23 protein-coding genes and 2 pseudogenes are annotated in these 21,685 nt (G+C 38.2%); 7 read left to right on the top strand and 18 right to left on the bottom strand.

The window, feature by feature from the left end:
- From DWW33_RS13590 to DWW33_RS13645, 10 genes and pseudogenes are all read right to left on the bottom strand, one after another.
- Window positions 1-744 (bottom strand): annotated as a pseudogene (locus tag DWW33_RS13590) (ATP-binding protein); the annotation flags it as partial.
- Between the two features lie 8 nt (window positions 745-752).
- A complete protein-coding gene (locus tag DWW33_RS13595; RefSeq protein WP_118639709.1) occupies window positions 753-1,487 on the bottom strand; it encodes a LytR/AlgR family response regulator transcription factor in 735 nt (244 codons plus the stop codon).
- A gap of 1,371 nt (window positions 1,488-2,858) precedes the next feature.
- Window positions 2,859-4,250, bottom strand: a complete 1,392-nt coding sequence (locus tag DWW33_RS13610) for a tyrosine-type recombinase/integrase (protein WP_181977215.1) — start codon at window positions 4,248-4,250, stop codon at window positions 2,859-2,861.
- A gap of 1 nt (window position 4,251) precedes the next feature.
- A complete protein-coding gene (locus tag DWW33_RS13615) occupies window positions 4,252-5,241 on the bottom strand; it encodes a helix-turn-helix domain-containing protein (RefSeq protein WP_118639710.1) in 990 nt (329 codons plus the stop codon).
- A gap of 119 nt (window positions 5,242-5,360) precedes the next feature.
- The gene (locus tag DWW33_RS13620) at window positions 5,361-5,537 is read right to left on the bottom strand and encodes a helix-turn-helix domain-containing protein (RefSeq protein ID WP_003864535.1); all 177 of its coding nucleotides are present in this window, start codon (window positions 5,535-5,537) and stop codon (window positions 5,361-5,363) included.
- Between the two features lie 486 nt (window positions 5,538-6,023).
- The gene (locus DWW33_RS13625) at window positions 6,024-6,446 is read right to left on the bottom strand and encodes a hypothetical protein (RefSeq protein ID WP_117739565.1); all 423 of its coding nucleotides are present in this window, start codon (window positions 6,444-6,446) and stop codon (window positions 6,024-6,026) included.
- On the bottom strand, window positions 6,446-8,854 hold the full coding sequence (locus DWW33_RS13630; protein WP_117739566.1) for an ABC transporter permease: 2,409 nt from the start codon (window positions 8,852-8,854) through the stop codon (window positions 6,446-6,448). Before DWW33_RS13630 ends, DWW33_RS13625 begins: the two co-directional genes overlap by 1 nt.
- A gap of 13 nt (window positions 8,855-8,867) precedes the next feature.
- Window positions 8,868-9,533: an ABC transporter ATP-binding protein gene (locus tag DWW33_RS13635; protein ID WP_117739567.1), complete on the bottom strand. Its 666-nt coding sequence runs from the start codon at window positions 9,531-9,533 to the stop codon at window positions 8,868-8,870.
- Window positions 9,534-9,698: 165 nt separating this feature from the next.
- Window positions 9,699-10,991 (bottom strand): sensor histidine kinase, encoded by a 1,293-nt coding sequence (locus DWW33_RS13640; RefSeq protein WP_117739568.1) that lies wholly within the window; start codon window positions 10,989-10,991, stop codon window positions 9,699-9,701.
- Between the two features lie 63 nt (window positions 10,992-11,054).
- Window positions 11,055-11,768, bottom strand: a complete 714-nt coding sequence (locus DWW33_RS13645; RefSeq protein WP_117739569.1) for a LytR/AlgR family response regulator transcription factor — start codon at window positions 11,766-11,768, stop codon at window positions 11,055-11,057.
- Between the two features lie 136 nt (window positions 11,769-11,904).
- Between DWW33_RS13645 and DWW33_RS16295 the strand changes: the two are divergent.
- A pseudogene (locus DWW33_RS16295) lies at window positions 11,905-12,132 on the top strand (transposase); the annotation flags it as partial.
- Here the strand turns inward: DWW33_RS16295 and DWW33_RS13655 are convergent.
- A complete protein-coding gene (locus DWW33_RS13655) occupies window positions 12,057-12,401 on the bottom strand; it encodes a DUF3784 domain-containing protein (protein ID WP_242999649.1) in 345 nt (114 codons plus the stop codon). The pseudogene DWW33_RS16295 and the gene DWW33_RS13655 overlap by 76 nt on opposite strands.
- 51 nt (window positions 12,402-12,452) lie before the next feature.
- The gene (locus DWW33_RS13660) at window positions 12,453-12,830 is read right to left on the bottom strand and encodes an SdpI family protein (protein WP_003864540.1); all 378 of its coding nucleotides are present in this window, start codon (window positions 12,828-12,830) and stop codon (window positions 12,453-12,455) included.
- A 428-nt stretch (window positions 12,831-13,258) separates the two neighbouring features.
- Here DWW33_RS13660 and DWW33_RS13665 point away from each other — a divergent pair, with 428 nt between their 5' ends.
- From DWW33_RS13665 to DWW33_RS13690, 6 genes are read left to right on the top strand one after another with little or no spacing between them, the layout of a single operon-like run.
- A complete protein-coding gene (locus DWW33_RS13665) occupies window positions 13,259-13,645 on the top strand; it encodes a plasmid mobilization protein (RefSeq protein WP_117739830.1) in 387 nt (128 codons plus the stop codon).
- On the top strand, window positions 13,623-15,176 hold the full coding sequence (locus DWW33_RS13670) for a relaxase/mobilization nuclease domain-containing protein (RefSeq protein WP_117739829.1): 1,554 nt from the start codon (window positions 13,623-13,625) through the stop codon (window positions 15,174-15,176). Before DWW33_RS13665 ends, DWW33_RS13670 begins: the two co-directional genes overlap by 23 nt.
- 29 nt (window positions 15,177-15,205) lie before the next feature.
- Window positions 15,206-15,532, top strand: coding sequence for a hypothetical protein (locus DWW33_RS13675; protein WP_117739828.1), 327 nt, complete (start codon window positions 15,206-15,208; stop codon window positions 15,530-15,532).
- On the top strand, window positions 15,519-16,298 hold the full coding sequence (locus DWW33_RS13680; protein ID WP_118639711.1) for an FAD-dependent thymidylate synthase: 780 nt from the start codon (window positions 15,519-15,521) through the stop codon (window positions 16,296-16,298). Before DWW33_RS13675 ends, DWW33_RS13680 begins: the two co-directional genes overlap by 14 nt.
- A gap of 16 nt (window positions 16,299-16,314) precedes the next feature.
- Complete coding sequence (locus tag DWW33_RS13685; protein ID WP_255494011.1) at window positions 16,315-16,701, top strand: dUTP diphosphatase; 387 nt, start codon at window positions 16,315-16,317, stop codon at window positions 16,699-16,701.
- A gap of 4 nt (window positions 16,702-16,705) precedes the next feature.
- The gene (locus DWW33_RS13690) at window positions 16,706-16,984 is read left to right on the top strand and encodes a helix-turn-helix domain-containing protein (protein WP_029471616.1); all 279 of its coding nucleotides are present in this window, start codon (window positions 16,706-16,708) and stop codon (window positions 16,982-16,984) included.
- A gap of 131 nt (window positions 16,985-17,115) precedes the next feature.
- On the opposite strand, the gene DWW33_RS13695 is transcribed toward DWW33_RS13690, so the two are convergent.
- From DWW33_RS13695 to DWW33_RS13720, 6 genes are all read right to left on the bottom strand, one after another.
- On the bottom strand, window positions 17,116-17,544 hold the full coding sequence (locus tag DWW33_RS13695) for a hypothetical protein (protein ID WP_029471615.1): 429 nt from the start codon (window positions 17,542-17,544) through the stop codon (window positions 17,116-17,118).
- 115 nt (window positions 17,545-17,659) lie between these two features.
- Window positions 17,660-17,974, bottom strand: coding sequence for a helix-turn-helix domain-containing protein (locus tag DWW33_RS13700; protein ID WP_029471614.1), 315 nt, complete (start codon window positions 17,972-17,974; stop codon window positions 17,660-17,662).
- A 224-nt stretch (window positions 17,975-18,198) separates the two neighbouring features.
- Window positions 18,199-18,489: a hypothetical protein gene (locus DWW33_RS13705; RefSeq protein ID WP_003864551.1), complete on the bottom strand. Its 291-nt coding sequence runs from the start codon at window positions 18,487-18,489 to the stop codon at window positions 18,199-18,201.
- Between the two features lie 3 nt (window positions 18,490-18,492).
- Window positions 18,493-19,377 (bottom strand): DUF4316 domain-containing protein, encoded by an 885-nt coding sequence (locus DWW33_RS13710; RefSeq protein ID WP_117499797.1) that lies wholly within the window; start codon window positions 19,375-19,377, stop codon window positions 18,493-18,495.
- Complete coding sequence (locus DWW33_RS13715) at window positions 19,367-19,627, bottom strand: transposon-transfer assisting family protein (protein WP_096240118.1); 261 nt, start codon at window positions 19,625-19,627, stop codon at window positions 19,367-19,369. The genes DWW33_RS13710 and DWW33_RS13715 overlap by 11 nt, the downstream gene beginning before the upstream one ends.
- Window positions 19,624-21,645, bottom strand: a complete 2,022-nt coding sequence (locus DWW33_RS13720; protein WP_117739825.1) for a YodL domain-containing protein — start codon at window positions 21,643-21,645, stop codon at window positions 19,624-19,626. The genes DWW33_RS13715 and DWW33_RS13720 overlap by 4 nt, the downstream gene beginning before the upstream one ends.
- Window positions 21,646-21,685: the final 40 nt, after the last annotated feature.

Consider the following 21,685-nt stretch of genomic DNA (forward strand, 5'->3'; position numbering starts at 1 on the left):
GGTTTGATCATATTTTTTTGTCTGCGTCAAATAGTATTCGTATTGTACCTTTGCCTGTTGCTCTAAAGCGATGAGCTGCTTTTCATAATAGTTCTTTTCATCTGCCATTTTAACAAAATATAAAAGGTATAGATCTGCCAGAACAATACACCCCATATTGACTGCACATAAATAATTTTCTTCTCCATTTTTAAAATTCTCTACAATTACACCCATGTTAATCAGATTGTATAGGAGTATAATTCCATACATGATGTACCTTGTCTTTGCATAAGGAATATCGCTCTTTTTCACAAACCTGTTTATGAATGTATAATACAAAAAAATAAGTATTACTTTTGAAAATGTTACCTCAAGGCAGTAAAGCATCGTTTCATTCACATTTTTTATATCTGCTGCCTGCAAAATACATTGTAAAAGAATCACTCCTAATGATTCACAAACAGACATGCAAAATACCAATGCCTCACATTCAATGATACGTCTTAACGGTTTATCCATATCCTCATAATACAGAGCATATGCTATTATCCCCGTCAACACGCCCCAGACCACCAAATTTAATATGGAATGATTGAGCATATTGATACAGGTTGTAAAAATCACTGTGACAGCCTCGATCACAATATATGCATATCTATTTTGACTGCTCCTTTTATACTTTCCATTCATAAACTGGAACAGTATGTTACTTATGATAAAACAGGAAAGAGCATTACATAATATCAGTAAAATCGTATTCATCGTTTCTCCTATGAATTTTTCTGCAAAAATTTATTTACTTCTTCTCTAAAATCGCTGCTTCTCTTTTGCGCAATCTGGAGTTCTTTTCCATTATCCATATAAATGGTAAAGCCTTTTATTTTTTCAATATGCCTTAAATTAACCAGATTTCCTCTGCAATTCACAACAAAATCATAGGGCTGCAGTTCCTCAACCAGTTTTTCAAAAATGCAGTCATACTCATATGTGATATCAGACAACGCTATCAGTACTTTTCTTGATCTTTTTATGTATTCAAAATATAAAATGTCCCTGAGTTTCAATTTAATCGACAGATACTCTTTCCCATTGCTGTCCGTCACTTTATAAAAATCCTTTTCTGCTCCGGTATCCGGCAGTTGATCCAGCAGTTCCAACATCTGCGTTTCCAATTTATCATATTCCAATGGCTTACATAGAAATGAAAATGCGTGAACTTCGTTAATGACCTGCATACAATATTCTTCATAACTCGTAATATACACTAATTTCACATCCGGAAATTTTTCTTTCAATGTTCTCCCCAGTTTAATACCATTCAGTTCTTCCATCGAAATATCTAAAATTCCGATATCAATGTTGCTGATATTTTCAAGCATTTGATTTGCAGACGCAAATTGCTCAATATGATAAGCAATCTTTTGACTTGTAAAAATCTTATGCAGCATAGTCACTGCACACTCAAGATCTGCTATATCGTCATCACAGACAACAATTTCCAGCATAGCACTCACCTTCTTTCTCATTTATATATCGGCTCAATCTTTATTCTGTTTCAAATCTCACCTATAAAAGATATCACATGAAACAAAATATTACGGTATTTCTTCACCAAATACAATTTTTTAACACGAAATACGATTAAAAAAAAGCATTAAACCATTTACCCCTGTTAATACACAAAAGCACTGTATCTCAAACTCTTTGAAATACAATGCTTCCCTGCATTTTCTATATCGTCATGTTGATATTATTACTTTACTATCCTGCACACTCTCTGGGAGTGACTGTATCTATCAAAAAAGAAGCCAGCAGTTTATTCACGCACTACTGACTTCCTATATTATTCATTTTATTTACTTCGCTGCGTCTCAGACAAGTTTTCCATCTTTAAACACAATCTCTTTTATTTCTTAATATGCTTAAAAAGTTTCGTAACAAACAAGGCTTTCAAGAATATAGTGTTTTTTCACTTCTTTTCCTAATTTTACACCCCAAAGCTCATCCTACATTGTAGTTAATCCCTTTGTGTGATAAATCAGAAAATGTGAATCGGTGACAAGCATCCATTCCCGCTGACAAAATCAGTATTTTCAGTCCTGCTTCGCTGACAAATTTGTCACTGAAATTACAATTCTGCATGAAAAAAGCGGCAATGAAACTATCTTCATTACCGCTAAAAATGAGCGTCTCCTATAGGAATCGAACCTACAATAGAGTCTTAGGAGAGCTCCAACTTATTGTCACTCTCTGTCAATCTGAGGTAAGGTAAACCCATATGGGACACTATTAAAAACTGTTTCCGATTCAATTTGAGTTATTCTGAATACCCCCTCTGTCAAGCTCTGTAAAGCTCTGAAAGTTAGCTGATTGTTTGCTCCAGCTAATAATTGGGGAATGCCTTGATATTACCATCGACATCTGTTATATGACCACCATGCTTCGTACGTTCGATCATGGTAAACAGTATTCAATTAAACTTCCTATCGAAAGCACAAGATATTTTCTTGTCTATAAATAATATAACGCATACGAGACGGTTTGTCCATGCGTTTTTGACTGGCTACTTTGATATTTTCAAAGCAGCTTCGAAGTTGCTTCAAAGTTTTTTTTCAACTTATACCTTCAATTCGGTTGGATGCTCCCGTGCTCTGAATTAAAGCAACTTCTAAGAGTGTTTTCAATTCATCTACATTGGCTTCGAGAAATAATTCCTGTCTGCCTTGTGTTCGTGTATGCTACCAACCATTTGAATTTAAAGATTCATTTATTGATTCATTTGAAACTTTATTTGTATTATTATTCCGATACTTATTTCTTATATCGTTGCGAATCGTTTTTCCACTAAAATTACACTATTTTTTCACTATTTTTCATTACTTCATCGTCTTCGCCAGTGAATTGAGCAATGCCCGCATCTCTGGATTTGCCAACACTTTTGCCAGAAGTTCCGGATCGACTTCATCAGCAACAGTTGCATTATTATTTCCCTGTTGTACATGCATCTGTGGATCCAGATTCTTTTTCTCATAAAACGCTTCTTCAAAAAGCTCTGCATTTTTTCTTCTGTCATCATCCAGAATATGAGAGTACACATCCGTAACCATATTGACCTGAGCATGACCGGAATCACCCTGTACCGCCTTGATGTCTCCACCATTCAGTTTCAGCTTATAAGTAACGCTGCTATGACGAAAGCTGTGAAATACAACCGGTGGGAGATTATAGTCCTCGATCAGTTTCTTTAAAGGACCACGGATTGCTCCATCTCCGAGAGGAAGACCAAAGGTACTTGCCATAACCAGGTTATAGTCCATATATTCATCACCAAGAATTTCTTTCATTTCATCTTGCTCAGCTTTCCAGTCTACTAGCATATTAGCGACACTCTTTGGTAAGAATATCTTACGCACACTGCTTTCTGTCTTCGGTGTTTTCAAAATACGGACCGTAGAATTCTTCTTATGATTTGTCGGAAATACCAACAACACATCTTTTCCATCCAATGCATTCAACGATTCTTTTCTTATACGCTGTGATTCTTTGTTGATGAAGACATATGCACGGTTTTCTTCAATTGCCTCAGGAGAGATATCTACACAATCCCAGGTAAGACCAAGCAGCTCACCAAGTCGCAGGGAACATGAGAAAGATAGATTAATTGCGAGCTTTAATCGTTCATCTTCACAGACACTGAGTGCATACATCAATGTATCCGCTGTCCAGATGTCTCTTTTTTGGGATTTATGTTTTGGTACAGTCGCATGAGTACAGGGATTCTTCTCCATCAGTTCCCATTTCACTGCCTGTTCAAAACAGTTCCTGAGCAGCTTATTAACATCCCTGACCGTACTGGACGATACAAATTCATTTCGACTGGTTTTATTTAATGGATTGATAACGGCACGCCTCTTCAAAAGACTCTGATAATATCTTTCGATGAATCTGGTATTAATCTCTGAGAGTTTCGTATCACCAATGATCGGAAGAATATAGTTATTGATAAGAGAGACATTTCCTTCATATGTAGAAAGCGCCCAGTTTTCTTTGCCATAAAGTGCAACATATTCTGTAATAAGCTCGTCCAATGTTTTGCATTTACGGACGACAAATGATCCCATCTCTTTTTTATATTCAATTTCTTTTTTTCTTCTTTTAGCTTCGGCTTTTGTTTCATAGGTTTCCCATTTCTGTTTTCTCTCGCCTTTTTCATTCGTATAAGAATAGATTACATTGAATTTTCCGTTTCGTTCTCTTATTGATGCCATATTATTGCATGCTCCTTTCCAAATCTCTTTGTTCCATCCAGTCCTCAAATTCATCCCGAAGGATCCTAACCCGACTGCCAACTTTTATTACTGTGAACTTTCCTTTATCCGCCCACTTGTTGATCATGCTTCTGCTGACCTTTGCCAGATAGGAAGCTTCATCAAAAGTAAGATACTTTATATTTCCATTGCTTCCTCGTATTCCGGTTTGTGATAATTTCTTCCGCCGGAAATTAGCCAGGGCAATATTTTGTTCCTGTGCAAGTTCTTCATAATCATTCGATGGATCCAGCTTATAACGGTCCTGACCTTCCAGGAATTTTTGAAAACTCTCTTTTGTGATTCTTTTCTTTTCTGCAATCACAACGAATTCAAAAAAATGGCTATACTTTGGATTATCAAGAATTGTATATACCGAGCTTCTGGTTGTTCCAAGCAACTGTGCCATCTCCGGCATCGTAATAGTTGCATCTTCCAGAAGAGCGTCTTTTTCTCTGTCTTCCTTTGTTCGATACCGGGACTGGCTTTTATACCAGTTCTGAAAGGATTCTTTTGGTATTCGTTTCCAGTAATCGACAATAACAGCTTCCATTTGATTTTTCTTGAGTAAATCATAAACAAGATACTCATCAACACCCAACAGATCCGCAACTTCCTTAACGGAATAGGACCAGGATTTTAATTCTTTCCCTGGTTCTTCTCCGGTAACTTTATGGTATTTAATCTGATTGGCGTACCATTTTTCAAAGCTGGCAATATTGATTCGTATCTTTCCGGCAATCTCTTTAGATTCAAAAACATTTTTATGCACCAGCCAGTATCGATCTGTCTTTTTTAATCCCAGCAGCTTTCCCATTTCCGGCACGGTCATCCAGGTTCTCTTTTGTGTCGAACGCCGTTTGTAAGGACTGTCTTCTGATATCTTTGAAATGATTTCTTCAACATCGTCCATTTCCGGAACTTCTTTTTGTTTCATAATCGCTGTTGCCATTTATTCTTCACTTCCTGTCTTTTTAGTGTTAGTATTTTTTCTTATATCATATCTCAAATCCAGATAAAAATTTAGGATGTCGATTGCAGAAAAAATCTGCCTGATCAACACCCTGTTTTTTACTGTTCCAAGTTATCGAGCCAGTCATCGAAACTCTTCTTTGAGATACGATACTTTCCGCCATCCAACTGGATCCACCGGAATTCCTTTTTCTTTAAAAGGTTATAAATAGTAGGTCTGCTGACTCCTAAGATTTCCTGTAACTCTTGAACTGTATAACATCTTTTCTCTGACATTTCTTTATCCTCTTTTCTTTGAAATATGAAAAAAAATTATTCCTTCATATAACGAAACGCTCAGAGCATGTTTTACAGTGGTCAAAAGCAAATTTTTTTACTTTTTTTCCTACGAGTCTTCTTGCGAGTTTTTTAATACCACTCGTAACATTAAATTTTTCAGTAAAGAAAAAGAGCATATGGAATTGAATCCATACACTCTATGATTATTGGAACTTTATTTCATTTTTAATTCAACAAACTTTTGTTTATTTCGTTCTTAAGTTCATCTTTATTCTCGTATGTTCTCACTATCGGAATCGTACTCTGTCTGTTCTACATAATCTGCGGAACAGTCTCGTTTATACGGATAAAAAATAAACTGAGCCACGGCTGTTCCAACATGAAATCAGCCGTGGCCTTATTTATATCATTTCACTCTTTTTTGAAATAGAACAACACCACAGCAACAACTCAAATCGACTTAAAATTCCAGACTATTCGCATTCAGCAATACTTCAACGAAACCACAATTTTCTCTCCATTTTCATAGTCACAAACAAAACGACTGTCTGATTGTTTTGTCAGTAAAAAGAAGCTTTCATTTGTTTCGAGATTAAACTGTGTGGCATTTTCCGTTGTTTCTGCTTTTGCTTTATCGAAGCATTGCTGCCGTTTAACCTTCAACATTCCTACCTGCTTCGCTGTTAAGTCATACACATCTTGTCTGCCAATATTCTTTTCTATGTTGTTGGTCTGCATCACAGACTCCAGATATTCCACATACCCCTGCGGAAGTAATTCGTCCGCAGGGATTATCAATTCTTTCGTGTCTGAACATCGTATTTTCTCTATCAGCGTTCCTATGATTTGAGGTGAAAGCACCAGAATATCGTGATTACCTGTAATACGGATTGAATATTCACACATCAATTTTCCATTCCTCTTAATCTTTCTACAAGTGCTTCTTTTGAAAAGCTATGCATTGATACAAGGGTAATCAAAAGCGGTACAGCAATCAGTACAAGCGTATATGCAAGGACAAATACTGTTGGGAATTTGAATGAGATATAAAATGCTCCTCCATTATAAAGTAAATGTGTAAGCACATATCCTAACAGCGTTCCGATTGTCATCGTTACAGCCACAGCCACAAACACTAAGAGCAGGCTTTCTCCTAAAAGCATCTTTCGTATTTGACCTTTTGACATACCAATAGATTCAAGCATTGCAAGCTCCTGTTTACGGGTAACAATATTGGTAATCAGTGTATTCATCATACTTAAAATACTGAACATCATAATAAAAATCGCCAACCCGCTGATTGTTCCGAATATTGTATTTGCTGTTTGGGCGTAAGCCACTTTTCTGTCGGCGTATGCTTCCAAAGATAGCTCTGCCCTTTGAGAAATCATTTCATTTAATGCTGCACCAACTGTGCTTTCCTTTTCTGTATCAACCGATATAAGAAGGTGGGCATTTAGGCTTTCATATGGAACAAATTTTTTCACAGCTTCCTCCGGCATAACAAACCAACCGTCTAAACTACTGTTGTCCAAAGTATATTGTTCATTTAACAGACCAAGCACCGTAACTTCTTTTTCTGCCATTTTATTACCGTCATAATAGTGAAGTGTTAGAGTATCCCCAACGCAAAACTGCCAACCATAGATTTCCTGCACATTTGTATTATCTGCAACAAGGACATAATCACCTGACATTAGTTTGTCATAATCAGCAGTTCCTTCTTCAATGTATTTCTTGATTTCTGTTGTTTCCTCTTTGTTCATCGGATAAATATAATCATTATTGTCGTATTCATCCTGTTGTGGAAAATCAAAACTTACACCGAGGCTTTTCAGTTCTTCTACCTTTTCCACCCCATCTATGGCAGAAATATCCTCTACCATTTGTTCTGTTATAGGTGTCTGTGCCTGCATTCCACTCATACCGTTTTCATTCAGTTCAACGGCAGCATCAGAATATTTGATATGGAACTCTGCTTCTTTCCATATACCCTGCCTTGCATAATTATCTTTATCAAAAGAGGTCATAAATGTCGCCGCTGTCATAAAGAGAATACCACCAAGAGCAAGAGAAAGCATTGTGATAACCGCTTTCTTTTTATTCTTAGAGAAGTTCATCATACCTAATCCAAGTGGCGTAAGGCTGCGACACATCTTATTGTTTGCCGTCTTTTTCATATCGTCCTGTGCTGTATAGCGAAGTGCTTCCATAGGCGATACCGCAGCGGCTAACTTTGCAGGCTTATGAACGGAAATCATCGTAATGACATAAATGACTGCAAACACTACAACCGCCATGATCAAGGTATTGATGATACTAAATCCTGATGGAATAATAAAGTATCCTGCAATTCCGCCAATCAAAATACCGATAGGGGAAGCATACAGAAACAATCTGCGTCCTTCTTTTGATACCAGTTTTTTCATCTGCTTTTTCGTCATACCGATAGTGCGAAGCTGACCAAATTGATGAATTTTGCCGATGACGGATAGGTAGAATACACCGTAAATAACCAAAATACAGGCAAGCAGGATCACGATACCTATCAAACCATATTTTAATACATCCTGTGTATCCACAGATAAAGAGTCCAGGAATGCTTTTGATGGGCTGACATATTTTCTTTCAATACCTGCGTCACTTCCGATTAAATACATCGCTTCTTTGCAATCCTCGGAACGCATTGTTGTCGCACCGTACAGCTTTGCATAAACCTCATAAGATTCGTCCTTTAACTGACTGCCACTTTCAGCATAGCTTTGTGAGAAAAACGCCGCAAACTGTTTGGCATTTTCTCCGCCCTTCAAAAGACCTGTAACCGTAAAGGTTTCTGTATTTCCATCATAAAAATTCAAGGTAATCTGACTGCCGATACTCGCATCAATGCCCATTTTTTTTAGCATAGCACCTTGTACTGCGATTTCGTTTTCCTGTACAGGTAGCTTACCGCTTTCTAATTCTCCGATTTGAATTTTATCGGACAGCTCACTTACATAATACGGAATAACCTCAAAGCCATCCATTTCAGAAGTCGTTCCCATTTTAACCTGAATTTGATATGCAATTCTTTCATCATCCTTTAAGGTTTCTACCTGTTCATTTGTAAGATTATAGTAACCCACTTCCTGTGCGTGGGAGAGTCTTCTCTGATTATCCTCCTGCTGACCGACAGCATACATAGAAATTGCCATTAAGAGAGCCGCCGCCAAAACAATGGTAATCATCACAAAGATGTTACGCATACGGCTTGATTTTAGGCTCTGCTTTGACATCAGAGAAATCATTTTTGCCGTTATCTTTTTATTGTTCATTCCGACTGCCTCCTTACTTTGCTATTTTGCCATCTTCAATGCGTATTCTCACATCCGCCTTTTCAGCGATTTCAGGGTTGTGGGTAATCATCACGATAGTCTGATTAAACTTTTCGCTTGTCATCTTCAAAAGGTCGATAACCTTATCGCTTGTACGGCTGTCAAGGTTTCCTGTCGGCTCGTCGGCTAAGATGATAGCAGGCTTTGATACCAACGCACGGGCAATCGCTACTCGTTGCTGCTGACCGCCCGAAAGATGGCTCGGATAGTTAGAAAGTTTCCCGTCAAGTTCCAAGAAACGCACAATCTCTTTCAAAAATTTCTTGTCCTCGGTTTTTCCATCCAAACGAACAGGAAGCACGATATTCTCATACGCTGTAAGATAAGGGATTAAATTATAGTTCTGAAAAATAAAGCCGATACGCTGACGGCGGAACACCGTAAGCTGTTCTTCTGTAAGTTTTTCAAGGCTCTTATCCTCCACCTGTACACCACCGGAAGTAGGGGTATCCAATCCACCAAGCATATTGAGTAAAGTAGATTTACCACTGCCCGATGTACCAATAATGGCAACAAATTGACCATTTTCTACGGAAACATTTACATCATCCAGAGCTTTGACAAGGCTCTCGTCTTTACCATAGTATTTTTTCAAATGGGTTGCGTTTAATATTGACATAGTAATTCCTCCTTGATTTGTACCACTTGATATGCCCATCATATTCCATTTTAATAAAGATACAATAGCAGACGCAGTTTCTAATATTCAGAACGCAAAATCTAATATAAGCATTTAAAAAGCCTGCTGTCCGTGATAGACAACAGGCTCATAAGCCACAACATATTATGGGATTGGTATTAAGATTTTTAAGGTGAATTTCTCATTCTCGCATTTGATAGTCAGCTGCCCATCATATTTTTCTGCGGCTTTTCGCATATTAGAAATGCCGAAACCGTGAAGAAAATCATCACTTTTAGTAGTTCTCTGCTTTGTGTATTCTCTGTTTTGTAAACAACTATTTTCAATCAGTACGGAAAAGAAGTTTTGTACCCGTCCTGCTTTCACAAGTATCGCCCTCTGTTCTTCAGGAAGTTTTTCACTTGCTTCTATGGCGTTATCAAGTCCATTCCCGAAAATGGTACTAACATCCAAAGGCTCAATAAAATCTACACCATTAAGGTCTGCGGTAACAGATAATGCAATATGCTTTTCTCTTGCCGTTTCTGATTTTTCTTTCAAAATGATGTCAAGAATATCGTTCCCCGTATGCTCATAGTCCTCATACATTGCCACCTGCGATTGCAATTTTTCAACCATTTCTGCCGTTTCGGGAGAATTGATCTGCCGTTGCAAGACAAGCAGATGATTTTTCATATCGTGGTAAACGGAGCGTACCTTCTCCTCATCTTTGAGTTTTTCCTGATAGTAAGCAAACTGCTGTTGAAGCTGTGCAATCTGCATTTTGTCTTTCTGTTCCTGTTCGCGAAGAAACATCGTATTTTTAGAGTATAGAAAAACAATAAGAAAAATCAATATAAAAATTGTCAGACTGAAAAAAATAAGTATATGTGGTATTTTGCTTAAATTCAAGACATTATAAACGCTGAACATCAATGCAGCAAAACCTATCATAAAAACTGTTGATAAAACTGCACAATCATTTGCCTTGATTTTGTACTTAAAGTTTTTTAATACCTCATAAATGATAATCAGTGAAACAATACGAATAGCAATTGCAATAACATACACTTCCCAACGTAGAATATTTTGACAATCTATCACGACCAAAAGCATATTATTGAATATAAACTTCGAGACTGGATAGACAAATGCCTCCACTAAAAAAATACAACAGATAAACCAAATTTCTATAGCAATAACAGTTTGGTAAATGGACTCTTTGTAACTGACTTGCAATACTATGAAAGCCACGATAAAAATGATTGGCATTTTGAACGCACCAAGCCCCGAAAACCAAGTTAATATCCAAGTAACCATGAACATTATAATCGGCGGGATATATTTACATAATGATGTATGAAAGCGAGACTCCTTCAGTAAAATCCCACTGATAATATACAGACAAGCCATTTCTACTACTGTACTTAATATATCTAAGCATTGATAAACCCACATTTTATTGCACCTCCAACACTTCCGTTAGTGTGCCTATAAAATCCAAACAATAATAAAGTCCCATTACAGCATATCCCCCCAGAAGTCCGTCAGTTTCATCATAAAGTCCTTACGCTTCGGCTGGCTGATTGGAATACGCTCTCCTGTGGTCATCACAAGTTCCAAGCTCTCCACACTTTTCACATAAGCCATATTGACCACAAAGCTCTGATGCGGGCTGGCGAACTGCGGCTGTGCTAAGAGAAGGGCGGATACTTCTTTCATATTTTTGTAGATTATCTGCTGTTGCCCCTCAAAATGAAGCATAACATTTCTCTTTTCGGTTTCTGCATAGCAGAGATTTTTATACAGCACCTTATACTTTCCATTATCGTTCTGAAAGCTCATATATGGCTCGTCTTTTCCTTGATAACGGGCAAAATAGCGGTCAAGCTCCATTTTTAAGACGCTATATTTCACAGGCTTTAAGAAATAATTGACTGCACCGTACTCATAACCTCTCCATACATATTTCTTCAAAGAGGTTAAGAAAATAAGCCCAACGGTGCTGTCCATCTCGCGAATTTCCTCCGCTGTCTTTAAGCCGTTTAGCTTTTCCATCTTTATATCCATAAAAATCAGGTCATAATCTGACCTGTATTCCTGCAATAACTCGATGCCGTCGTGATAGATAAAAAAGCAAAACTCTTTATTCGTTTCAGCAGCATACATTATAAGATTTTCTTTCAGCTCATCAATGAGCGTTTCTTCATCATCACAAATCGCTATGTTAAACATTTCTGTACCTCTTGTTGTTATATATCCTCCGCCTGAATAGGCTTTTTTTACACTATGCAAATTGCTATATTATATCAAAATCTAAAGAATGAAGTCAATATTCACCCAATGACTTGTTTATGTAGAACATAAACAAATCTGCTGGCTTTTTAATTTTATCTGCAGATATATTCCCCTTAAGCAGTGGGTCTTCGATGATTCCCATTCTCCCAAATATCAAAAATTCAAGATTGATAAGCTCCCAAAAATAATCTATTACGAAAAATGGGATTACAAAGACTACATTCCTTACCTCGAATGGAAGTATGGCAAGAAAATCAAACCTGTCAGCCGCCGTTCTGAATGTGATATTGATGACAACTGTAACCAAATAATATAGGCTGGTATAGCCATATATGGGGTTAAAAAGCAGGATAATGTCGCTCCTGCTAACATTATAACAGTCCATATGAAGCACTGATTTCTTATATCACGAGAGATCTGAGCTTTATCATACATTGCCTGTTCTTCTTTAGAAAATGAATTAAATCCTGAAACATATTTAGTTGCTTTTTCCTTAAAAATCGCAAATAACACACCTATAATTACAAATGGTATAACCAAAATTATACATGACCAAAATCCTATATTCATAATACATACCTCCTCTTAAAATACCAATTTCTCTGTTTCAAAAACTGGAATTTATCGTCTTGTTCCATTCTTATCAAAATTCTTTTTTAATGCTATTTCTGTTGGGAGAATAGATCCAATTAAAGGAATAAGTTGAACACCACAAATAATTCCTCCTATACTCCCAACACAATCTTCATTTTTTCCAATTACTAAAAGCATGAATATTACTGTTATCGGCAACATAACCATTCCACAGACATACCAAACTTTACCACAATATTTATGAGCAAATTCCCATGTGTCTTTGTTCTTCATAGACATCGAAGTCCGATATCCAAATACTGAATTTATTTCCTTTGGAGCCTTTTTCATAAAATATCTTCCAAAACCAATCATCGTAAATGGAAGAAGCAAATCCATAATCAACATAAAAATCCAAAACCCCATTGTAAACCTCCTTTACTACAGCTCCCGATTTTACTTTGTAATCATAACAAATTTTCTCCACAACTACATCCTTTATGCTTTTCTCTTTTTTTCATTCTATCACAAGCTCACCATTAATCATCATTTTTTTTGATATTTTTTCTTTTCCCCCACTGTAAAACAGCCTCTGAGCGTTTCGTTATATAGAGGGGTACACATACAGAGCAAGATCCACCCATGTTTAACGGTATTGCCATTTGGCCTCCCGTCAACCTATGGGTTTTATCTTAATGGGGATCTCCCCATACCCTCTCAATAACAGACGTTTCACTTGTCTGTTGGTTCCACCTAAAGGTGTTCACAGCACTATTTCTAATATCGGAAGGGACAGCCGATATTGAAATACGTGGACTCCCGGTGGGAGGAATAGTCTCAGCGGAAGGAGGAGTATGAGAACAAAAAACAAAGATAAAGAACTGAATCACAGACATTTTATAGGATTACGTCTTACAGATGTCGAACTTGATTTATTAGCTCAAGGTGCAGCTTGTTTGTCCATTAGCCGATCAGAATATCTGAGAAAACTACTACTTGAAAAGCAAATCAATCACCAAATTGAAGTTGTTGCAGACATGAACGATCTCAGAAAACTGGTCAGTGAATATGGAAAAATCGGATCGAATCTCAATCAGATTGCCAAGCATTTTAACAGCGGTGGCAGTCAGTCACGTGCTATAGAAAATGAAATCCATCAGTGCATCACTGACTTATTCCTACTGAGAAAAGAGGTACTGAAACTGGCAGGTGGTATGAATGGCAATCGTAAAACACATTAAAAGCAGAAATGCAAATTACTCAGCTGCTATCAATTACCTTCTGTTTGAACATGATGAAAAAACCGGGAAAAAGATTGTAGATGAATCCGGTCGAAGCATCTTGCGAAAAGAGTTTTATATGGATGGACTGAACTGTGATCCGATGTCTTTTGACAAAGAATGCGAACTGACAAATGCTCATTTTCATAAGAATAAGAAACGTGAAGACATCAAAAGTCATCACTACATTATCAGCTACGATCCAGCCGATGTTACAGAAAACGGTCTTACCGGAAAGAGAGCACAGGCAATCAGTTTGGAACTTGCAAAGCAGATGTTTCCCGGATATCAGGCACTGGTAGTTACTCACACCGATGGCCACAATGAATCCGGAAATATCCATACTCACATCGTTATCAACAGTGTGCGAAAGACTGCAGTGGAAAGGCAGCCATATATGGATAAACCACATGAGGAAGCCGCCGGTTACAAGCATCGTTCCACTGATAAATTCATGAGCACTTTTAAGAAAACTGTCATGGATCGATGCCAACAGGAAGGACTTCACCAGATAGATCTTCTTGCTCCGGCTGAAAGAAAAATCACGCAGAAAGAGTATCAGGCACAGAAACACGGCCAACAAAAACTTAATGAGATCAATCAGAAAATCATCGAAGATGGTCTCAAACCAACATCCACCGTGTTCCTTACACAGAAAGAATATTTACGAAATGCGATTGATGAATGTGCTGCCACATCCAATAGTTTTGATGAATTCCAATCTAAACTTCTGGAACAATTTCAGATCTCTGTGATTGATCATCGGGGCAGATACAGCTATCTTCATCCTGATCGACAGAAGCGGATTACTGAACGTGCACTGGGAACACGATACGGAAAAGAACACCTGGAACAGACCTTCTTACGCAAGGATCCATTGACCATTCTCTACGTCAGATCTCACCTTCGCCTGGTTGTAAATCTCCAGACAAATGTGAAAGCAATGCAGAGCCCGGCTTATGCTCATCGGGTAAAACTTTCTAATCTGCAGCAAATGGCAAATACCATTATCTATGTGCAGGAGCATGGATTTGATACGCAGTCAGATTTGAAAAATACACTACTTGCAGCAAAGCAGGAACTGAAAGAAATGCAGACACAGTTTGCTCAGCATCGGTCCAATCTAAGGACTCTCAACGATCAGATCCGCTACACCGGACAGTACTATGCAAACAAGGAAGTTTATTCCCAATTTTCAAATGCAAAGTATAAAGGAAAGTACCGGAAAGAACATGCGAAAGAAATTCAGAAATATGAAGAAGCCAGAGATTGGCTGAGATCCTTTTATCAGGATGGAAAGATGACAAGCCTAAAAACCCTGACTTTACAAAAAGAAAAACTGCAACAGCAGATAGCTTCCGAAGAAGAAGCAATAAGCAGCTTGAAAGAAAAATTAAAAGATCTGGACACTGCCGATCAGAATGTTGATGCCATTCTTCAGATGCAGATTCCAGAACCAGTGAAATCAAAAACCAAAGATCTCGAACGATAACTATTACAAAACAAAGGAGGAACTATCACATGACACAAGAAGAATTTAATGTTGTATTTGAACTTCAGATGAGAAAGTGTGCCGATATTCTGGCACATAAAAAGAAAGAATATACCGGTGATAATATTGACCGCCTCAGTGCATTCAAGATTGCTGCCGCTTTACAGAACTGTGATCCAAAAGCAGCACTGACCGGCATGATGTCGAAACATGTCGTATCCCTTTACGATATGTGTTATTCCACTCTGTTACATTTTGACATGGAACAGTGGGATGAAAAAATCACAGACTGCATCAATTATCTGATCCTTTTAAAAGCTCTGGTAAAGGAGGAACAGGCCTATGGATCACATTGAAACAGCTATCTTAAACTGCTATGGAATCCGGGAAGCAGAACAAAATATGGTCTTTGCTGCCAGGCTCACACAACACGGTCATACGATTCAGAGCATAGCAGATCTGATGGACCTTTACCATCAATCCTACAGTCAGAAGACCGTAGAAAACATTGCGGGGCTTCCACATCCAACCGTACAGAAATTCATGGTCATTACCGTGGCTGTTGTTGGTGCAAGCAGACGCTTCCTGGCACAGATCACAAGGCATCAGAACGAAGTAAAGTACATGAGTGCATCTCTGCAGTACAGCAATTATTCCGGTCACGCTGCATTTGCTATTCCATATGGGATCATGAAAGCAGATAAAGAAATCCAGGATATTTACAAAAAAAGCTGTCAGTCAGATCTGGACCACTATACAGAACTCTGTGCCTTAGGCATTGATCATGATTCAGCCGGATATGCCACACCTCAGGGACTTCGAAACGTACTGATCATCAGTGCAACGCCTTACCAGTGGAAGCATATGATCGGTCAGAGAACCTGCAGAAGAAATACGGATGAAACAAGGATTGTGATGCTACAGATCTGGCAGAGATTGTACAAATTAAGCCCGATTCTTTTTGCACCGGATCTGACCGGTCCATTCTGTCAGAGAGGAAACTGTATGGAAAAACAGATGTCCTGCCAGAATCCTATTTCAAAACTTTGGATACCGTCAGATATCTTAAAAGCAGATTATCCATTGCTCATCAGAAGGGAGGTGAGCAGCCATAAAGATTAAACTGATTGACTTTGGTCTGAAAGCAGATCATTATCCCTTCCGGCCACATGAAAATGATGCCGGTGCTGATGTATTCATGCCTTATGATTGCGTATTAAAACCAGGTGAGGTTGCAAGAATTCCACTTGGATTTGGTCTTATCATCCCCGATGGATTTGCCGGATATGTCTTTCCACGAAGCAGCATGGCAGCAAAAGGACTGGTATGCGAACTTCCACCGATCGACTCCGGTTACCGTGGTGAGATCCATGCCATTATCAGCAACGTAAGCACATCTTCTCAGACCATTCATAAAGACACACGCGTCGGTCAGCTGGTGATTACACCAGTCGTGATCGCAGATTTTGTCCTGGACCTTGGTAATGAACGAGGAACCGGGGCTTTTGGAAGTACAGGAGAATAATACTATGATTACATTTGGAAGAAAATTAAAACACTTAAGACAGAAAAATCATCTCACCCAGAAAGAACTCGGCATGGCTGTTGGATTTCCAGAAAGCTGTGCTGATGTCCGGATTTCTCAGTATGAAAGCGATGTCCGAACACCGAAAGAGGATCTTATGAAACTCTTCGCATCAAAACTCGGTGTTCCGGTTGAACTCTTTACCGTACCAGTACTCTCAGAACCCAGGGAGTATGAGGCAGCGGAGTATTGGAGGTATGAGTTAGGGGCAGAACTAGATTAAGTGTCATAATACTGAAATGAGGCAACGGCTTTTCCGCTGCCTCTCTCTTATCATTTTTTGGGGTAATAATTGAAAATATCCTGCGTTGAGCAATCCTCTTTTTCTGCGCTTTATCTGCATATCTATATATTTCATTTTATTTCTGTTCCATCGATAAAAAGCACATATTTATCTAGATTATGAACAATATCATAATCTTTTCCATATTCAATCGGTCTAAATTCTATCTGCATAATGGATTTTCCATTTTCGATATCTTCTTTCCAAGAATATACGGTCATATCAAGGCTGGTTGCATATCCATGATCTGTAGAAAATTTTATTGAATGAAATGAATTCTCTTTGTACATTTTTAAAAGCAGTCTTGCAAATGCTTCTTTATCAGAAATATTTTTTCTGTTAGCAACTACTGTAAGATTTTCATCTCTATTCATAGAAAAACTGCCAACTACATCTGGCTCACCTTCTTTATACTTTAATAAGCTTTTTCCAATTATCATTCCAACAATAATCGAAAAAACGATAGCAACAAATACAAGTGTTATATTATTTTTCTTCATTTTATTAAGTTCCTCAGAATTATATATAAGTCTTTAGAACTACTATATCATATTTTCACGTTAAACCAAATAAAAAAGAAGAGCAATAAGCCCTTCCATCTTCTTATTCATGTATTTATTCCACCAATGCCCTCACCGCATTGATAATTCTCTGTTGCTTTTCTTTAGGTAGTTTCTCTATCATTTCAGATAACTCATTCGTAACGCCAGTAACCGAATGTGTCACAACATCAATCAATAGTGTATCTGCTGAAACATCTAATGCATTTGCAATCGCAATAAAGGTATCAAGTTTTGTTACTTTCAGTCCTCTCTCTATAACACTTACATGAGTTGGACTTAAGCTTACCAGTGCTGCCAATTCTTCTTGTGTAAGATTCTTAGCTTCCCTTGCAGCTTTTATTCTCTGACCAACCGCCTTTAAATCCATTGTGACACCTCCTTTAGAACGATAATTCGGTCTAAAACTAGTATAACGATTGATCTTTAAAACATACAGAATCTACAGATTGTTAACTTGTTCTTTAGAACTATTTTAAATTAAAAAGGCCCAAAAGGGCACTTTCCCTTTTGAGCCTATACACTTTATCAACTAACGTATTTTGCTTTCATTTTTCCTCATGGTCATGAGGCTTTTTTCTCTTAAATCGCATTCTATGAATCCTTTGATTGTTCTTTCTGTTCTTCAATAATTCGTTCGGTTGCTTTATGAATCCTATCCTTGGAATAGGGTGGTCTTAAATTCAATGATAACCGTCCCTTTCTGATCATATACGTTTCACTGCCATCTTCCGAAGCTCCTTTCAACCAGCAATCATCCGGATACTTCTCAGCAAAGGATCTCAACCGTTTCTGCAAGCTCTGATTGAAGGTATACACATCATAGAATCCGTCATCTTCATTGGTCAGAATAATCGTTTCTTTTTCACACTTTAACCTTCGCATATTCTACCCCCGCTTTCTTTCCATTTCCTGATCCAGGTACTTGGGTATCGGCTTTCCGGACCGACGAGCAATAGCAATCTGTTTCTGATGCAGTCGTTTGATCACGGATCTTCGTTTCTTGGGTTTGCCATCCTGTTGATTTCTGGGAGTCTGTTTGTTGCTGCGGGCATTAGAGATCTTTTCTGGATTCTTCTTCTGATTATTTACCAGACCGTCCACCATATCATAATTGGCTTCGGTACCGGATTCTCTGCTTCGTTCATAAGTGCCGTTCTGGTAGAACTTCTGGTAATGTTCCAGACGGATTTTACCATCTTGTTTTAACTGTTCGACTGAATTTAGCGGTGCCTGCTGTTGAATGTAATTATGGATCTTTTGTTTTGTTTTTTCGTCGAATTTCTTACATTCTTCGACAACCATTTTTCCATAGGCATCCAGGATAACACCTTGAGCCTGATCCCGGTATACTTGATGTTCCATCAGATAAAACTGTTTCCCGTCGATGATGATGGTGTCTGTTGCAATCCAGTTCCCTTTTTTTCCGTCAATTTGATAATTCTCAGTCTCCATAGTGATCAGTGCGCCCGATGTATTGATACGAATGAATCCGGCCAGATACTGTGGATAGTTCTCATCTACATAGTAGCAGTTGATTTCTCCATCCCTGTTCAGTACAAGTACGTCACTGACTTCGCATTGCTTTTTCATTCGTTTCCAGATGTCAGCGACTTTTTCTTCTTCCTGCATTTCATGAATCGAGATTACTCGGTAATTTTCGACAGTAATCGACACATTCTGCTGTCTTGCTTCTTGATATGGCAGATGCCACAGTGCTTTTCCTGCTGTCTGCTGATCTACTCGGTAGACTGCAAATTGATTAAGCTTCATAGGCATCGTCCTCCAAGTTATTCAGATAATAATTCAGATCCAGAGAATAGTAGTATTTGTCTTCGATCTGCTGTAATTTTCCAACTGTAGAATTGATGATCTCAATCATTTCATCATTCTCAGTATCACTTTCTTCCTGTTCCAAAACTTCCAAAGCTTCTTTCAGTGTTTGGATTGTTTCTTCCTTTGTGTGCTGCTGGAAGATAGCAGTAATAGTCAGTTCGTTTTCTTCCAGGTTTACATTTCTCATAGGCTCATTTCTCCCCTTTTCTTTTTCGGTATTGGTTTCATCTGTATATTCAGCTCCTTCTCGTTTTTTTCTTCGCTTATATTTTTTTCGTTATCCACTTTCTTATTGGATTTCAGAGGATTTTCCACATTTGGATGTCTTTCTTCCAAGTACTTTTCCACACGACTGATTGCATTTTGCACATAAGAGTTTTCTCTAAATCCAGGAATCGAATTCAAAAATTCTTTCTGTATTTTTCCTTCAATCATCAGGCTCTGCATCCCTTCATAATCACTTCCGTCTTTCAGGTCAAAGCCAACACATTTCAGTCCATGCATACGTTCTGATGGGATTTTCTCATAAGCTTCCAAGGCTTCCGGTAATGTCAGGTCATAATGTACTTCACCCATTACAGGAAATTCAGCACATTCAGCCGCATAAAAGCTGATACATGTAAGATCATTTTCATAATCCACATTTTCTATTTCCGGGACAATATCGAGTATTTTTTCTCTTTGTGCTGCAAACTCTGGAAGTTCTGCAAATCCAAATCGATCCACGTAATATGCCTGCATATCCCCACCACGGTTTGTAATGATAACATCACTGACCGACATAGAATGTGCTTTATAATCTGCCGGTGGATTATCGTTGAATACGGCATACAAATCATCCAGCTTTTCATTTTCATGTAATCTGCCAGAATAGACACACTTATAATTTGCTGCATCGATTGTAATGCCATCTTCTTTGACCATTGCCATATTCATAAATAAATGTTGTTTTCCCGGTGTGTCTTCATCCACATGATAAATCGCATAGCGGTCACCATTACCTCTGAACATTTCTTCCTCTAGGGTATAATCATACTTAAATGGGTACATAGCCCGATCAACTCTCTCCGAAATATCCGTCCCTTCTGTAATCGTGTCTTCCAGCCAGTTTTGGATATCTCCCCATGATTCAAACTGTAGATAGCCGGCAATTTCATGTGTCCCATCCGGTGCCAGTACAATATGTCCCGGTTCGCTTTCCCGATAATCATAGCGGTATCCGGCTGCTTCCAGTGCATCTACCAGAATGCCGTATTTTTCATGTAATTCTGTTTTCTGTTTTTCTTCAAGAATGATTTCCAGCTCTTCTGTAAGCTGATCGATCATTTCACCGGCTGTCTTGCGGATTACATCCATAGATGCTTTCATTTCCTTCATTTCCCGGCTGCTACTCCAACCTGCAATGTAAGGAAAACTATAATCCGATGTATCCAAACCAAAGGAAGAACACACACAATAAGCAACGGATTCTGCTTCAACCTCTTTTGTCAGTCGGTCTTTTTCTACTCCAAGACTTTCCATGATCTCCCTGTCATGCAGTTTTGCATGGGCGGTTTCATGAATAGCAGTCTTTAAGGTCTGGCTTTCACTGAGTCCTTTTTTGATCACGATTTCCTTATCTACATTGTGATAATATCCATTGGCATTGCCATTGATCTCATCGAATCGTATCGGCACTGGGGATATTTTCTGAATAGCCTGCATGAAAGAATCAAAATCCTGCACAGCTGCAGTCAATAATTCCGGTGCTAGTGTCTGGATTGGTTCCCCGGATGTCTGAGCAATATCAAAGACGGTAACTGCTTTAAAATGTGGAACCGTAACTTCCACTTTTTCAGTCTTAGGTTTTCCATCGGTTCCCATGATTGGTCGCTGATTTTCATCCAGGACCTCTTTTTCCTTCATTTTCTTATATGGTGCTGGTGCGATGATCGTAATTCCTTTTTCGCCTTTCATGACCTGTCTACCCATGGACTGCCAGTTTTTGTAGCTGGTAACAAGTGTGGCATCCGGTCGCTGCATAGCAATCAGCATTGTATTGTTAAAGGAATAATTGTGAAACTTTGCCATGGTTTTAAGAAATTCCTGATAGCGGTTACTTGTAAAAAGTTCTTCCACACCGGATTCCAGTGACTGCATAATGCTGTCCATATCTTTTCCCTGAACAGGCAGTGGAATAGTAGTAGTTTTATTTTGTTCTGTCATAATACTCCTTTCCAAAAACGCCCTACGACATTTCTTTATG

The sequence above is a fragment of the Roseburia sp. AF15-21 genome (genome assembly GCF_003479505.1).
GTDB classification, from domain to species: domain Bacteria; phylum Bacillota; class Clostridia; order Lachnospirales; family Lachnospiraceae; genus Roseburia_C; species Roseburia_C amylophila.

What these genes read in the sequence shown, in the direction of transcription:
- DWW33_RS13660 (WP_003864540.1), bottom strand. Translation starts at nt 12,830, where the DNA reads ATGGGGTTTTGGATTTTTATGTTGATTATGGATTTGCTTCTTCCATTT.
- DWW33_RS13700 (WP_029471614.1), bottom strand. Translation starts at nt 17,974, where the DNA reads ATGGATTTAAAGGCGGTTGGTCAGAGAATAAAAGCTGCAAGGGAAGCT.
- DWW33_RS13720 (WP_117739825.1), bottom strand. Translation starts at nt 21,645, where the DNA reads ATGACAGAACAAAATAAAACTACTACTATTCCACTGCCTGTTCAGGGA.
- DWW33_RS13620 (WP_003864535.1), bottom strand. Translation starts at nt 5,537, where the DNA reads ATGTCAGAGAAAAGATGTTATACAGTTCAAGAGTTACAGGAAATCTTA.
- DWW33_RS13655 (WP_242999649.1), bottom strand. Translation starts at nt 12,401, where the DNA reads ATGAATATAGGATTTTGGTCATGTATAATTTTGGTTATACCATTTGTA.
- DWW33_RS13680 (WP_118639711.1), top strand. Translation starts at nt 15,519, where the DNA reads ATGGATCACATTGAAACAGCTATCTTAAACTGCTATGGAATCCGGGAA.
- DWW33_RS13665 (WP_117739830.1), top strand. Translation starts at nt 13,259, where the DNA reads ATGAGAACAAAAAACAAAGATAAAGAACTGAATCACAGACATTTTATA.
- DWW33_RS13670 (WP_117739829.1), top strand. Translation starts at nt 13,623, where the DNA reads ATGGCAATCGTAAAACACATTAAAAGCAGAAATGCAAATTACTCAGCT.
- DWW33_RS13690 (WP_029471616.1), top strand. Translation starts at nt 16,706, where the DNA reads ATGATTACATTTGGAAGAAAATTAAAACACTTAAGACAGAAAAATCAT.
- DWW33_RS13630 (WP_117739566.1), bottom strand. Translation starts at nt 8,854, where the DNA reads ATGAACAATAAAAAGATAACGGCAAAAATGATTTCTCTGATGTCAAAG.
- DWW33_RS13610 (WP_181977215.1), bottom strand. Translation starts at nt 4,250, where the DNA reads ATGGCATCAATAAGAGAACGAAACGGAAAATTCAATGTAATCTATTCT.
- DWW33_RS13645 (WP_117739569.1), bottom strand. Translation starts at nt 11,768, where the DNA reads ATGTTTAACATAGCGATTTGTGATGATGAAGAAACGCTCATTGATGAG.
- DWW33_RS13640 (WP_117739568.1), bottom strand. Translation starts at nt 10,991, where the DNA reads ATGTGGGTTTATCAATGCTTAGATATATTAAGTACAGTAGTAGAAATG.
- DWW33_RS13710 (WP_117499797.1), bottom strand. Translation starts at nt 19,377, where the DNA reads ATGAAGCTTAATCAATTTGCAGTCTACCGAGTAGATCAGCAGACAGCA.
- DWW33_RS13595 (WP_118639709.1), bottom strand. Translation starts at nt 1,487, where the DNA reads ATGCTGGAAATTGTTGTCTGTGATGACGATATAGCAGATCTTGAGTGT.
- DWW33_RS13625 (WP_117739565.1), bottom strand. Translation starts at nt 6,446, where the DNA reads ATGTGTGAATATTCAATCCGTATTACAGGTAATCACGATATTCTGGTG.
- DWW33_RS13695 (WP_029471615.1), bottom strand. Translation starts at nt 17,544, where the DNA reads ATGAAGAAAAATAATATAACACTTGTATTTGTTGCTATCGTTTTTTCG.
- DWW33_RS13715 (WP_096240118.1), bottom strand. Translation starts at nt 19,627, where the DNA reads ATGAGAAATGTAAACCTGGAAGAAAACGAACTGACTATTACTGCTATC.
- DWW33_RS13675 (WP_117739828.1), top strand. Translation starts at nt 15,206, where the DNA reads ATGACACAAGAAGAATTTAATGTTGTATTTGAACTTCAGATGAGAAAG.
- DWW33_RS13615 (WP_118639710.1), bottom strand. Translation starts at nt 5,241, where the DNA reads ATGGCAACAGCGATTATGAAACAAAAAGAAGTTCCGGAAATGGACGAT.
- DWW33_RS13705 (WP_003864551.1), bottom strand. Translation starts at nt 18,489, where the DNA reads ATGCGAAGGTTAAAGTGTGAAAAAGAAACGATTATTCTGACCAATGAA.
- DWW33_RS13635 (WP_117739567.1), bottom strand. Translation starts at nt 9,533, where the DNA reads ATGTCAATATTAAACGCAACCCATTTGAAAAAATACTATGGTAAAGAC.